We start from the raw sequence: 14,006 nt of genomic DNA, 5'->3' as shown, positions 1-14,006 counted from the left end.
TCCGTGCAGGGAATAACGCCCGCTCAGCTTTGCCTTTCCTCGATAAACCTGCGGTATTTGTCGGCGTCTGCGCGGAATGCGACGATCGGGGAAGTTTCATCGTGCAATGCGTTTTCAAGCGCTTCGCTCGCTTCCTGTATGAGGCGCTTTCCCGGCAGCATCCGCACGGAGCGGGACGAAATGCCGATTGCACATTTCGGTTCCATATTTTCGCCTTTTATTATTTTGACGATATCTTCTCGAACCCCGGCGGCGATTTCGAGGGCGCCGTCGACGGTCGTATCGAGTTTAATTATCGAAAATCCGTCGGTCATATATTCGAAAAGCAGATCGTTCGATTGAAAGCGTTCGAAAAGGTATGCGCATATTCGTTTTGATGCGCTTGAAGTGAACGAGAGGTTCGGAATACGTATCATAAACAGCGACAGATCCCGTTCCGAAGATGCCGCTCGTATCAATTCACCGTCGAGCCGCCCTTCAAGATTGTACGCATGGCCGAAACCCGTGAGGGGCGAAAAGCGGTCTGCCGAATCGTTTTGCGCTTCGTCCGCTTCTTCCACAAACGGCGTTTCAGGCGGAACGTAGGTCGTTTCACTGCCGCTCGTATCGTTTTCGAATCGGCCGTAGGATATTTTTTCCGCATCGTTCCCGGCTGTGCCGCCGGACATTTTTAGGTGCGCGGCTGCATCCCGCCGCATAATTTCTTCTTCCTCAAATACATCGTCCGTATCGGGCAATGCGGCATCCGGTACGGATAAAGCGCCGTACTTGTCTTTGTTGTCCGCTGCAATCGGCATATCGGCCGTCGAAAATCCGTCGTCAATCGGAAAATCGTCGTCGAAGGGGTAGGAGCCGTTTTCCGCCGGCGCGAGAGGAGCATCATCGTATGCCGCTTCGGAGATAATGTCGGTACGGTCCGCTGCGGTGTTTTCGGAATTCGCAAAATGCAGATACAGTATTAAAATGAGCGTAAATACGGTAATGACGAGTATGACGATAAACGAAAAGCGCGCATAGTAAAAGACGAAAACAGGCCGGATGAGATACATCGATGCCGAGAGAATGTACGTGTCGTCTCCCGCTTGAAAGCTGCTCGAATGCATTTCGCAAAACTGCGACGTGCGTATCGATGAAATGTCTTCGTTTTGCGGATAGGCGAAGAGAATACCCGATGTGTTTTTTAAAGTGATAAAAGCGTAGTCGTCGTACGTGCCGCACGCTTTTACGAAAGCGTCTCGGAAATCGGAAGACGAATCGCCGTAGCGTGAAAGCGCGTCTCGGGTTGCGGCAGCGAGGCTGTCGAATGTACGGCCGGTGCGCTCTCTTCCGGCGGCGTATTCGCAGCCGAGTTTATAGCACAAAAATATGATTGCCGCCGCAAAGATTGCGGATATGACGATCGAATACACGGTAATGCTTTTACGTTTCATATTGTCGAGTATATCTCAGAATCTCGGCGTATGCAAGTTTCAAGAGTTCGGAAAAAGTTTTGCCTGCGTTTTCGTTTTTTGATTTCCGAAGAGAAGCGACGGCGGGAAATAACGATGCGATTGCGGGATCAAAATCGGGATATGAAAGCTCCCGTACGGAATGCGAAAAATCGGTTTTAAAAAATGCGGCGAACGACGCCATATCGAATGAAGTGCAAAAGCGGAGCGGAGAGGGTGTTTTTTTTGCGCTTGCGCGGTAGAAAACGCCGTCACGGTCGATATGCGTACAGTATTCTGCGAGGTGCGATTCGAATGTTTTGCGGTATGCGTCGAGCATCTCCGTCGTGCGGGAACCTGCGTTTTGAAAAAGTTCGGTGCGGAACATAAGCGCGTCGAATGCCGTCTCCGCCGAACGGGTACGTCCGCTTTCGGCGTTGTAGAGCGAGTCGAGGTAGGTGCCTTTCATGTACGGTTTTTCCGAATACGAAAAATCCGCTCCGCAGACGGCGATATCGGAAAAGCCCGCTTTGAGCGCAAAGTCGAGCGCGGCGATCGTCACCGTTCCCGCTCCCGTCGCAACGTGCGGAAAAGGTGTACCCCTTTTGCGTTCCGAAAACCGCGATGCGTACTCGGCAAGCGGATGACCTGTTTGAACGAAGGCGATTTTGCCGCCGGATTTTTTAATAAAACGCACTGCGCTCGGATGAGCGCACAAGTCGAAAATGAAGAGCGTTCGATGCCGTTCCGTTTCGGAGAAAAAATGTTCCGCCGACAGAATTTGACCGTCGATCGACACGACGGCGTCGCATCCTATGCCGCGCTTTGAAAAACTTCGGTATGCGGTATCGGTTGCAACGATATAAAAATCGTTTCGCTTTTTTTTGATGTATAAAATCGCTTTGTCGAGCGAAGGACCTGCCGCTGCGATGAGCGCCGTTTTTCCGGCGGGAGCGGTGAACGCCGCTTTGTTTTGCGTGCCGTCCGTCCCTGCAGATTGCGCATCGCCGGTCGTGCGGGATTGGGCGCCGATTTGAGTGAGGTTTGCGATGATATTGCGCTGCCAGATTTTTCCGAAGTGTGTTTGGGCGGAATAATCGGCTGCAATCGCTTTCGCCGCGCTCGTCGTCTCGGCTCGAAAGACTTCGATGCCGCTTTTGTTTTCTTTCGCCCACGAAGGCGTTTCGATGATCGAAAACGAACCGTAAAACGCGGGTACGTAAAAGCCGAGCATCGTGTCGAAGGTCTTTTCAAGGGGAAAGATGCGGATGTGCTTGTCCGAAAGCAGATCTCTAAAGACGGGGATCCGATTTAAAAAATCGATGTCTTCCTGCGAGTTTTCCGCAGCGAGGATGATAGAGCCGGGAAAGCGTTTTTTGAGCGCGCGGATAAAGTAGCCGCCGCCCGCTCCCGCGACGATAAAAAACTTCGATTCGTTTACCCGTAAAGCCGCCTGTTCCGCTTCTTTTTCCGGGTCGTAGCGCGAGTGCATGCTTTTGCCGTTGTAAAAAAGGGGGACGGGGCTTCCGTTTTTCGCGGTGACGATCGATGAAAAAAGCACCTTCATCCTATTATCCTCGCAATCTTTTTCGACAGCGCGTCGCTTTTTTTTGCGAGCGTTTCCGTTTTGCTCCCTTTTTTTTCCGCATCGATTTCACGCTGCCGCGAAACGTATTCCGCGGGAAAAATTTCGTGAAGCCATGCGTCGCTTCCTGCGTGCAGCTTTAAAAAATCGAGCGCGGCTTTTTGTACGGCTTCTTTTTTCGGAAGCGCTTCATCTTCGATGCGCGGCAAGATTCGTTGCTGCGAAAGCGATTGTTCAAAAAAAGCGGTATCGACATCGGCGATCGCGCCGAGCGTATTTAAAAAGCGGTAATCGTGCGCGAAGCGGTATACGTTTTTTACCCGCGCTTTCGGAAGCGATTGAAACCATTGCCGGTAGAGTTCAAGTGAACCGGAAGCAAAGCGGGAAGCGCTGCTTTTCGTTTCGTTCGGATATGTTTTCATGCAGGACGCTGTGGCTTTTTCTTCGAGCGCATTCGGCCGGGCGTGCTGCAAGCCGGAAGCGGACGCCATATCGAGTCCGCACAAAAAAACGCTCCCGTCCGTTATGCTCTGCGCAAAGTCGAGCGCGCTGCCGCTGACCGTACCGTTTCGTTCGATTTTCATCGAAGGGATGCCGCACGCTGCAAAAAGGCTTGCGGCAAATCCGTCGCCGTATGACAGCGGGATGATGCCGCTCGTCGATAAAATATCTCCGCTGCACGAAGCTTCTTCCGCAAGCGCAAGCGGTATGTGCGGAAAACGCAGCAGCGGCGACAAGTGCGCTTTTGCGTAAAAGCCGCCGTCGGTTGCGACGCAGACATCGGGGATGATGCCGTATGCAGTTAAAACCGAAAGAGCGGATGATGCGGCGATGAGAAAGTACGACGGTCGAAACTCCGCGAGATAGGGGAGTGCGCTTTTGAGGCTCGGCCCTGAAGCTGCGACGACGACGGGAGATGAACCTTTGACGATGCGCCGTGCGCGTTCTATGTGCTTGCAGATAAAAAACGCATTCGCTATCCAGCGAGAGGCAAAACAGCTTCGCGTAAAGAGGACGTCGCGTCCCTTATCGACCGCGTATTTTATCTCCTGCCAGACCGCCGCATTTTTTTCGGGAAATGCACGTGCGGACGGCTGCCACGAAGCGAAAAGAGCGGAGCACAAACCTTCTTCGCCGAGTTTGTCGAAGAGCGTATCCGAAAGCCGGAGCGCACTTTGCGCCGCATCGAAAACGATATCCCACCCTTTGTCCGCTTCGGCAAAATCCGGCGCATAACGCACGGCGACGAGGACGGCAGCGGGAAAGCGCTTTCGAAAAAACTGCGCGCAATACGATAGGGCGGGTTCGGTGACGACGATGTACTGCGGATAAAAAGAAGGCGACATTGTGTCGACAAAGCGTTCGGCTTCGCGTTCGGGATCGTAGGATGAATGGAGATTCGTGCCGTTTACGGCGCAGGACGGAAGACCGCTTTTTGCGGTAAAAAAGCGTATGCCCAAGGCATCAACCTTCGGCGGTAAATCGTTCGATATCTTCGGTTGTGTGCGCCGTGCCCGCTTTGATGAGCATGAGCGATTCCGCCGCCGCGTCGAGCAGGGGAGTGAGCGCTCGGTTTACGTGTAATTGCAAAACGGCTTCGTCGAAATCCGCACGGCAAAAGAGGACGATATGCAGTTCACCGTTTTTGCCCCTGCAGCAGATGTTCGGAGCGGCAAAGGAGCGTTCGAGTATGTCGGCCGCATCTGCGTAGATCGCAGTGAAAATCCGATCTTTGATCGGCGCGCTTTTTGGCGCATCGGAAACGAGTATTCTGTTTATCGCAATTTTTGTCGACAGCAAAAAGAGCGTTGCATCTTTTTCCTGTAAAAGAGAGGAGTCGACGGAAAAAAGCGATTTGTTGTTCTTTCGACTATCGCCGTTTTTAATAAATGCTGCAAGGGGGATTTTTATCGCTTCGACGGGCGGAACGGAATCTTCCCCTATAAAATCCGCTTTTACAAAGATCGCATCGGATGAGAGGCGCAAAAAATGAAGACATGAAAGTTTTTCTTTTATGCGCGGTGAAAAAAGCTGGTAAAACGCGGTGAGATTGCCGGCCGGCTTTGAAAAGCTTTTTACGGACGGATCTTTGCCGATCGTGCCGTCCCAAAAATCGGAAGATGAAACGGAAAGAACTGCGCTTGCAGCGTCAAGTCCCGTACAGCCGCTCATCGTAAAGCTGCCGTCGGTCATTTGAAAGACGGCACCGTGTCGGATATGAAAATCTTTGCACAGCTTTGAAAACGAAGCGTACGACGTTTTTTGTACAAGCGGAGCGGCCGCGGCTAAAAGACCGGGAGATTTTTTTGCCTGTCCGCCCGAAGCGAGACCGAGCAAGCCCATATTATGCCAATCCCAAATCCGCAAAAAGTTTTTTATACGTCGCGAATTGTTCCGAACGCGCGAATTCGACGATCTTTTCTTCGGGCAAATCTTCGAGCAGCTGATCCATATACAGGAGAACCGATTTGATTTCTTCGGTCAAATTTGCAGGCAGACCGGAAGCTTTTGAAGCGGACGCAGAATCCGCTTTTGCCGCAGGTTCTTCGGCGTCGGTAAAGGCGACTTCGGCCGGAGAAGTTTCCGCAGCAACGGAATCCGCCGTAAAAAAATCGTCCGGCGTCGCAGGCTGCTCCGATTCGGTTTTGAAAAAATCATCCGTCGCTGTCGTATCCGCTTGGAAAAAGTCGTCCGTTGCGGCGTCGGGGAACTCCGTCTGTGAGGGCGAATTCTGCACATCTGCGACAGGCTCGCTCGGTACGGTTCCGGCTAAGATGTCGTCGACTTTCGGAATCGACAGTTCTTCGGGAAGATCGAGTTCCGCATCGGGAAGCTCTTCAAGCTCGGCTTCTTCGGGGAGTTCTTCGAGATCCGCTTCGGAAACGGTATCGGGTTCCGGCGAAAGTTCGGGAATCGCATCGGATTCCGGTGTAAAAAAATTATCCGCTGAAAATTCTTCCGCGGGTTTTTCCGCGACGGGAGTTTCGGGAACGACGGAGAGGTCGACCGCCTCCGCACTTTTTTCGGCGGCTTTTGTTTCTTCTGCGAGCGCATCGACTTTGCTTTCGTTATTCAGGAAATCGGCGCTGCTCATGATATTGTCGAGTTCGTCGCCGGAAAGTGAAATCGTTTCGTCTTCGTCCAAATCGCTGAAAAATCCTCCGGCCTGCGCTTCCGTTGCCGGAGTTCCTCCGCGCGATTTTAATTCGGCGAATTCCGTTTTCAGTGCGGAGATTTCGTTTTTTAATCCCGAAAGATCTTCGACGATTTGCCGCAAAAGATCGTTGCTTTCCGTCCGCGGTGCGGAAACACTGTCCATAAGCGATTTTGCTTCTTCGTCGAAGCTGTCGGGGACGGCGTTTGGCTGTGCGGCGGGAAGGGCGCCGTCGTCGGCCGAAACGGTAAGATCGTAATCGGCACGCGGCGCTTGCACTCGAACGGGTGCCGCGCTTCCGGGCGACGGCGTATCCGAAGGCGCTTCATCGGCGCTGAAATCGACTCCGAAATCGGACAGGTCGACATCTTCCGTAACTGTCGCTTCGGGAGATGCCGTCGCATCGTCTTGTACAAAAGCCGTATCGAGCGATTCGGGAAGTTCGGGGAGGACGGTATTTTCTTCGTTTTCTGCCGGCATGAAATCCTGTGCGGAATCGATTTTCGCTTCTTCTGCACCGAAAAAATCGGGTATGGCTTCTTCGGTCGGAGCGAGCGTTTCAAGCGTATCGTCGGGAACGGGAGGTTCCGAAAAGCCGTTGTCGAGAAAATCTTCGATCGAGACATCTTCGACGGCAAGCGTATCGTTTTGCGTTTTTTCGGATGCAGGTGAGTCTATGTCTGAAAAATCGGGCAGATCGACGTCGAAATTAAAATTATCACCGCTTTCGGATTTCCGGGGTTCGGATTCGGGAGCCCGCTTTACCCAGACGCCGTAACTGTCGAGTTCGTTTTTGTTATCAATACTATGAGCCATATCATTCCCCTCTATGTGCAGAGATGCATAGTCTATCCGTTATACTATCGGCATAAAAGCTGCAAAAAAACAGTATGCTGTCGGGAAAATTCCGACAATATTATCGGTACAGTATAACATATATTTCCGTTTCAGAAAATAGGTGATTACACCGATAAAGACAATATGACGCTGACAAAAACGCTTTCGGCTTTCTTTGCCGGTACCCTCGTATACGTACTTCTTTCGTTTTTCGCCGGCAGAGACGGCATCATCGTATACAATCAGCTGCAAAAACAAAAACGCGTGATAAGCAGGCAAACGGCGATCATCCAAAAGATACACGACGAACTTTCCCTCGAATGCACGGCGCTCGAAAAAGATAAAGACGTTATCGCAGCCTATGCGCGCAAGCTCGATTACGTGAGCGAGGGAGAAAAACTCGTGAAAATCACCGGACTTAAGCCCTACGAAGCGCCGCTCTACGATACGGGAACCGTCATCCGGCGCGCACCCATAGCCTTTATGAGCGAGCGGACGTGCAAAGCGTGCGGCATCGCGTTTTTTGCGCTTATCTTTGTGCTTTTGACGCTTGCCGGAGAAAGCGGAGAAACTATGGCGCGAAGAAAAAAGAAGCAAAGTTTTGCAGGAGAAGACGGACTGAAAAATGCTTCGGCCGACCGCATGCACAGACCGCGTTCCGAATCGCGCGATAAAATACGACATGCGTCTTTCGGCGGTGTACGGTGATTTTGCATAAAACCGACGAAAAAGCGGCTTCCCTCTGTATCGATTTTTTAAAGTGCGGAAAAATCGTTATCCTTCCGACGGACACCGTGTACGGTTTTTCGGGCATCGTCGAAAGCGGCGAAAAAATATTCCGAACCGAAGAAAAAATACGGGCGATAAAGGGCAGGGACGAAGGAAAGCCTTTTATCCGCCTCATCGCGCATCCCGATGAAATCCGCCGTTATGCAAAGGACGCCGTACCGGATTCTCTCCTTGCAAAGTGGCCGGGTGCGCTCACGATCATCGTAAACGACGGAACGGGGGGTACTGCCGCGTATCGCTGCCCGGGAGATGCGTGGCTGAGAGCTGTCATCGCACAAAGCGGTCCCGTCTATTCGACGAGCGTCAATAAAAGCGGAAAACCCGTACTCGAAAAAATAGGCGACATTATCGAAACGTTTGAAGACGATGTCGATTTAATAATTTCATCGGGCGATACGTCGGGCGCCCTTCCGTCGACCATCGTCGATATAAGTTCGGGTACCCTCCGCGTGCTGCGTCAAGGAGCCGTGCAGGTGTAATGCACGGAATGATTTTCGGATAAATTTAACAAAATGATTTTCCGATCATTCGTTTTTGCGCAATATCAGTATTGAACACGGAGCCGTTTGCAGTTCTTTCAAATCATCGGAATGACAGACCCTTCCGTCCGTCAGATTTTCATATTCACCCTCAGGGATAGTAGGTAAAAAAACACAGGCCTGCACAAAATCCGAATTTACGATGATCAGGATTTTTTCTTCGGAACATTCGCGCCAAAAGCCGAATTGCCGGTTTGCAATAAACTCCTGCCGGTACGAACCGCGCTGCAAAGCGGGACGGCTTCGTCGTATTTTCGAAAATGTTTCAATGGACGTACGGATAAAGCCCGCGTCAAAACCCGGCTGCGTAAAATCCGGAAGCTGAGCGAAAGGCGGAAGCGGAGGGCGCAGTTCGTAATCGCCGTCGACTTTCCGCACTCCCCGTATACCGTATTCGCTGCCGTAGTAAACGGACGGGATGCCGGGAATCGTAAAGAGCAGCCCGTATAGCAGATGCAGGTGCCGCGCCGGAGAGGTGAGCGCACTGACCGCTCGATTTACATCGTGGTTGTCCGCAAAATTGTATAATGCGATGTCTTTATACATACCGCTTTCGCCGTTATATTCTCTGTTCAAATTATACGAAAGCTCATACATATTCCGATCGTTCAAACACGACCAAAGCGATTTGTATATCTGATAGTTCGTTACCGAATCGAGCCTGCCGTTCCGCGCCCATTCGGAATAGTCGCCGTGAACTACTTCGCCCATCAGCCAAAAATCGCTCTTTATACTTCGACAAAAAGATCCCAGCGCATCGAGGAACGTTTTACTCAGCACATCCGCCGCATCGAGGCGCAGTCCGTCTATTGCGAATTCTTCGATCCACATTTTTACCGCGCCGAAAAGATGTTCCCGTACGGCGCCGTTATCGACATTCAGTTTTACCAAATCCTTGCAGCCCGCCCAGCCTTCATATTCAAAGCAGTCCCCCTCGGCACTCCGCCGGGAAAAATCAATATTGACATACCAATCTTTGTAAGCGCTGTATTGCCCTTTTTGCCGAATATCCTTAAACGCAAAAAAATCCCGTCCCGTATGATTGAATACCGCATCCAGCACGATCGCGAATCCCTTTTCACGGCACAGACGGCAAAAGCGTTTGAAGCGCTCGTTGTTCCCCAACCGGCGATCCACGTGATAATAATCGACCGTATCGTATCCGTGCGCGCTCGACTCAAAAATCGGCCCGATGAGGAGCGCATTACAGCCTAAGGATCGAATCCTGTCCAACTGCTCCGAAAGTTTTTCAAAAAAATCCCCGGCAGGACACGCAAAATCATTCCGCTTCGGGCAATTCCCCATACCCAGTGCATAGATATGATAAAAAATTTTATCCGAAAATAAATTTGACATATACATCTCCCGGCATCAGTTTGCTACGCCGTAGACAAAGCCGTGTACGATGCGGTAAATCGTTTGATCGTCTCCGGACAATTTTTGATGTACGCATAAAAGCGAAACCGAAATAACGTTGTTGTGGTACAGTATGGAATACAGTTTTTCTTTTCCGCGCATATTGCCGAACTCGTGCGCGGATTTAATAAAAAATTCCGAAAACACCGAATCGAAGCGTTTTTTTAACGGCGCGTAGACCGCTTCGGTTTCCGCATTGCCCGGCGCATTTAAAAGCACGCTGTGCAGATTAAAAAAATCGGGATTTTCAAGCGCAAAATCGATCGCGGCGGTGAGGATTTTTGTCAGGCTTTTCAAAAAATCGTGCTCGTACGCTGCGGCACGCTCGAGCTTTTGCAAAAGCTCCGCTCCCTTTGAATCCGCTATCGCCTGCAAAAGCCCCTGCTTGCTTTTGAAAAAATAATATAAGGTCGGTTTTGTGATGTTTGCGTTTTCGCAAATTTCCTGCACGCTGACTCCTTCGTATCCCTTTTGTGAAAAAAGGCGTATTGCCGTGTTGAGAATTGTATCTCTGCTGTTGTCGTTTATTGTCATATTTATATACCGTTCGGTATATAATGTACCGAACGGTATATTATTTGTCAAGAGGCGGACTGTCGCGTGTTATCGTACAAGCGACCGGTCTCACCGAAGCGGAAATCGAACAGTTGTAAACAGAGCCGTCTCGCGCGGCAACAATTTGTCATATCTCCGATTCGGCGCACCTGCCCTGAAAACAATAATTAATAAAAGTTGTGAAAATCAGCGGAATATGTTATAATAATCATAAGATAGTGGAAGTGTTCGACATCGGAAGACGTGCATCCTGTAAAAGTTTTCAGAGGAGGTTTATGATGAACAAAGTAAAATCAAACCCTGTACATTTGTATAGGGGGGGGGGGACTCGGTAAAACCCTTTTAAAAAAAGTACCGATTGCAGCGGCCGGCGTTTTGCTTTTTGCCGCAGCGCTCGTTTTTACAGGCTGCTCCAACGGCAGCGATTCGGGAGGCGGAACCCCGCCCACACCGCCGCCTAAGCACGCCGTAACATTCAGCGTAGACGGCACGCACGGCACGCTTACGGCAAAAGTTGGCGGGGCGGAAATCAGTTCGGGCGATAAGGTGGAACAGGGTAAAACGATTGTCTTTACGGCAACACCTGATTCGGGCTTTCATGTGAAAGGCTGGACGCTTGACGGCAACGCCGTAAACGGCACAAACAGTTCCTATTCATTTCCTGTTACCAAGGCGGCCGAGGTTAAGGTGAGCTTTGAAAGCAACAGCACGCCGCTTCCGCAGTACGCCGTGAATTTCAGTGTAGACGGCGCAAACGGTACGCTTAAAGCAAAGGCGGACGGCGTACCCGAAACGGAGACAAGCCCCATAAATGTCGAAAAAGGCAAAACGGTAACCTTTACGGCCTTCCCGGCTGCGGGCTACGAGGTAAAAGAGTGGCAGATATTCGGCACGGGAATGGTGTTTGAAGCGGGTACGGGAACTGCGGGAAACAACACGGCGAAGGTAAATCTTAAAGGCAATCTTACCGTAAAGGTGAGCTTTAAAGTGCAAACGCTTACTCCGAAGCACTTGGTAACGATGAGTGCCGGTACAAACGGCGGCATAACTGCCGAACCTGCCCTTCCTGCAGACGGGATGGTAAATGAGAATACGATTATCACCTTTACCGCGAAACCTAACGAAGGCTACACGGTGGACGCGTGGACGATTACGGGCGGGCAGCTCCTTGCAGGCGGACAGGCGGGAAGCAGTACGGCTATGGTAAAAATAACCGAGCCGGTAACGGTTGCCGTGAGCTTTAAGTTAAAGCCTCCTACCACATATACCGTCAGCTTCGGCGTTGCAGGCACTAACGGAAGCATAAGCGCAAAGTACAAGGCGGGCGGAGCAGCCTTTACTTCCGGCACTGCGGTTGCCGAAAACACCGTACTCGTCTTTACGGCGTCTCCTGCAACGGGCTACAAGGTGGAAAAATGGACGGAAAACGGCACGACCATTGAAGGCAATATCACAAACACCTACGAGCATACCGTAACAAAGGCGGCGGATATACGGGTATCCTTTGTGTCTTCCATAACCATTCCCGATAATTTTACGCTTTCAAACGGTGCAGAGTACAAGGTAGTCGACAAGGAACAAAAGCATGTAATAATGACAAAGCGTGGAAACGGTTCTGTCGGCAGCGTTTATACCGTTGCCGTAACGGTCGAATACTCGGGCATTACCTACACCCTCACCGGTTTCAGCAAACAATGTATAAGCGACTTCGGTTATTTAACCTCGTTGACGGCTTTTGCTTTAAGCGGCGAAAGCGCCTTTTTAAGCGTAGATGACGGCGTTTTGTTCGATAAAGCTAAAACAAAGCTGATCCGCTATCCGAACGGTAAAGCCGGCACATCTTATACGGTACCTGCTTCCGTTACGGTACTGGGAGACAGCTCTTTTGAGGGTAATGACACGCTTACTGCCATTATGTTGCCGACGACAGGTCTTACGACGATAGAAGACGGGGCTTTGTACTGCTGCTATGAGTTAAAAACGGTCAATATTCCTTCGACGCTTACTTCCATAGGGAGTGCCTTCCTCGGTTACAGCAAGGTGGAAGATGTTAAGATTCCCGAAGGCGTTACCGAATTGGACAATCTGTTCCTTAACAACTGTGAAGAGCTTAAAACGCTCGAACTGCCCTCTACCTTTACAGAGCATTTGCGCGGTGATTTCTGTAAAAACTGTACGGCATTGCAAAGCGTTACCTGTATGGCAACAACTCCTCCCGCACTGGGAGCCGGACCTTTTAGCGGCGTAACCTTGTCCGGCGTAACATTAAAGGTGCCCTCCGCCTCGGTCAGCGCCTACGAAGGTGCAGCGGTATGGAAGGACTTCAAAAAGCCGTTTTTGACGCTGCCGTAATTTAATGGGTAATGCGCTAATGGATAATGTGTAATTTAATTACACATTACCAATTACCAATTGAGTTACACATCACAAATTAACAATTGAATCGACCGCTCTCAAGTTGGAGGAAACTCCGGCTTCGGGGGCGGTTTTTTTGTGTGTGGGAGGAAGCGATTTCTACTCTTAAATACTTCCATCGCTCCCTTTTAAAGTCGTTTAATCTGTGATATAATAAAGAACAGGAGGGAGTACCGATGAAAAAAAGCTTTGACGAACTGACCATTGCCGATGATTTTATGTTTTGCAAGGTCATGCAGGACGAAGGTATTTGTAAAGAGTTTCTCGAAATGGTCTTGGCAGATAAAATCGGGAAAATCACCTATCTGTCGTCCCAAGATGCCGTCTTTACCGGCTCGGAATCCAAATCAGTACGCCTCGATCTGCTTGTAAAGGACGAAACCGGCAAATCTTACGACATCGAAATGCAAGTGGCGAACGAACATAATATCCCCAAGCGTATGCGTTATTATCAGGCAGCAATCGACATCGCATTCTTAGACAAGGGTACTCACTACAAAGCCTTGAACGACAGCTATATTATTTTCGTTTGTCTTTTCGACGCTATCGGGAAAGGCAAGCCGCTCTACACATTTGAAAATATGTGCCTTGAAGACCGGCAAACACCCTTACAAGACGGAACAAAAAAGGTTATAATCAATGCGGAAGCATTCGGCAAAGCCGAAGATGCGGAACTCAAAGGCTTTTTGGAATACTTAAAAACAGGTGCGGCGCATACTGACTTTACAGGGAGGATAGAAACGATGATACAGGCAGTAAAACACAACGAACAGGCACGCAAGGAATACCGCTTTATGTCGGGCTTTGAAATGGACGCACGGGAAGAAGGCATACAACAAGGTAAATCGCTCGGTATTGCTGAAGGCTCCCGTCAAAAAGCTCTTGAAACGGCACGGATTTTAAAACAGCTTGGGGATTCCGTAAAAAAGATAATGCAAGTGACCGGCCTAACTCAAGAAGAAGTGGAATCGATTAGCTAATTTATAATTCGGTTTATTCCCGGCTTCCGTGTGATAGCAGATACTATGCCGATGACGGCGAAGGTTCCGGTAAAATATTTCACATATTCATTTATCTCTTCCCGGCTCATTCCCATTTCCTGCCACTTTGCCAATTCCCGTTCCAAAAAGAAAAGGAAAGGGAACACGCCTCCGGTAAAATATGCAGCCTGCGTAAGTCCGTGACCGATACCGACCGAAAGCGTTTTGAACCCTGTTTTTGTAATAATCAACAAGCCCGATGCAGAGCATCGGCTTGTTGTTCTCATAAGGTGGTTGCAGTCGGTTTTT

At 50.2% G+C, this 14,006-nt stretch carries 11 protein-coding genes and 1 pseudogene; 4 read left to right on the top strand and 8 right to left on the bottom strand.

What is annotated here, in order from left to right; all coding sequences use genetic code 11:
• Window positions 1-23: 23 nt before the first annotated feature.
• Genes IZU26_RS00415 through IZU26_RS00395 form a run of 5 tightly spaced genes read right to left on the bottom strand, consistent with a single transcriptional unit; the run spans window position 24 to window position 6,982 of the window.
• Window positions 24-1,430 (bottom strand): hypothetical protein, encoded by a 1,407-nt coding sequence (locus IZU26_RS00415; RefSeq protein WP_433275910.1) that lies wholly within the window; start codon window positions 1,428-1,430, stop codon window positions 24-26.
• Window positions 1,420-2,994 carry a motility associated factor glycosyltransferase family protein gene (locus tag IZU26_RS00410; protein WP_433275908.1) on the bottom strand — a complete coding sequence of 525 codons (1,575 nt, stop codon included), beginning with the start codon at window positions 2,992-2,994 and terminating at the stop codon, window positions 1,420-1,422. The genes IZU26_RS00415 and IZU26_RS00410 overlap by 11 nt, the downstream gene beginning before the upstream one ends.
• Window positions 2,991-4,472, bottom strand: a complete 1,482-nt coding sequence (locus tag IZU26_RS00405) for a 6-hydroxymethylpterin diphosphokinase MptE-like protein (protein ID WP_433275906.1) — start codon at window positions 4,470-4,472, stop codon at window positions 2,991-2,993. The genes IZU26_RS00410 and IZU26_RS00405 overlap by 4 nt, the downstream gene beginning before the upstream one ends.
• Window positions 4,473-4,476: 4 nt before the next feature.
• Window positions 4,477-5,355 carry a hypothetical protein gene (locus tag IZU26_RS00400; protein ID WP_433275905.1) on the bottom strand — a complete coding sequence of 293 codons (879 nt, stop codon included), beginning with the start codon at window positions 5,353-5,355 and terminating at the stop codon, window positions 4,477-4,479.
• 1 nt (window position 5,356) lies between these two features.
• On the bottom strand, window positions 5,357-6,982 hold the full coding sequence (locus IZU26_RS00395; RefSeq protein WP_433275903.1) for a hypothetical protein: 1,626 nt from the start codon (window positions 6,980-6,982) through the stop codon (window positions 5,357-5,359).
• Between the two features lie 165 nt (window positions 6,983-7,147).
• On the opposite strand from IZU26_RS00395, the gene IZU26_RS00390 reads away from it, so the two are divergent.
• Window positions 7,148-7,711 (top strand): FtsB family cell division protein, encoded by a 564-nt coding sequence (locus tag IZU26_RS00390; RefSeq protein ID WP_433275901.1) that lies wholly within the window; start codon window positions 7,148-7,150, stop codon window positions 7,709-7,711.
• Window positions 7,708-8,271 (top strand): L-threonylcarbamoyladenylate synthase, encoded by a 564-nt coding sequence (locus IZU26_RS00385; protein ID WP_433275899.1) that lies wholly within the window; start codon window positions 7,708-7,710, stop codon window positions 8,269-8,271. Before IZU26_RS00390 ends, IZU26_RS00385 begins: the two co-directional genes overlap by 4 nt.
• A 45-nt stretch (window positions 8,272-8,316) precedes the next feature.
• Here IZU26_RS00385 and IZU26_RS00380 read toward each other — a convergent pair whose 3' ends face one another.
• Entirely contained in the window at window positions 8,317-9,687 is a 1,371-nt protein-coding gene (locus tag IZU26_RS00380; protein WP_433275897.1) for an alpha-amylase family glycosyl hydrolase, read from the bottom strand.
• 15 nt (window positions 9,688-9,702) lie between these two features.
• A complete protein-coding gene (locus IZU26_RS00375; RefSeq protein WP_433275895.1) occupies window positions 9,703-10,281 on the bottom strand; it encodes a TetR/AcrR family transcriptional regulator in 579 nt (192 codons plus the stop codon).
• Window positions 10,282-10,677: 396 nt separating this feature from the next.
• On the opposite strand from IZU26_RS00375, the gene IZU26_RS00370 reads away from it, so the two are divergent.
• Both IZU26_RS00370 and IZU26_RS00365 read left to right on the top strand, forming a co-directional pair.
• On the top strand, window positions 10,678-12,654 hold the full coding sequence (locus IZU26_RS00370; RefSeq protein ID WP_433275893.1) for an InlB B-repeat-containing protein: 1,977 nt from the start codon (window positions 10,678-10,680) through the stop codon (window positions 12,652-12,654).
• Window positions 12,655-12,893: 239 nt separating this feature from the next.
• Window positions 12,894-13,697 carry an Rpn family recombination-promoting nuclease/putative transposase gene (locus IZU26_RS00365; RefSeq protein WP_433275891.1) on the top strand — a complete coding sequence of 268 codons (804 nt, stop codon included), beginning with the start codon at window positions 12,894-12,896 and terminating at the stop codon, window positions 13,695-13,697.
• 32 nt (window positions 13,698-13,729) lie between these two features.
• On the opposite strand, the pseudogene IZU26_RS00360 reads toward IZU26_RS00365, so the two are convergent.
• A pseudogene (locus IZU26_RS00360) lies at window positions 13,730-13,948 on the bottom strand (MptD family putative ECF transporter S component); the annotation flags it as partial.
• Window positions 13,949-14,006 lie beyond the last annotated feature (58 nt).

Origin of the sequence: Treponema sp. SP13, from assembly GCF_050938355.1 — a bacterium.
Taxonomy (GTDB): domain Bacteria; phylum Spirochaetota; class Spirochaetia; order Treponematales; family Treponemataceae; genus Treponema_D; species Treponema_D socranskii.
This window is presented reverse-complemented; position numbering and strand designations above follow the sequence as displayed.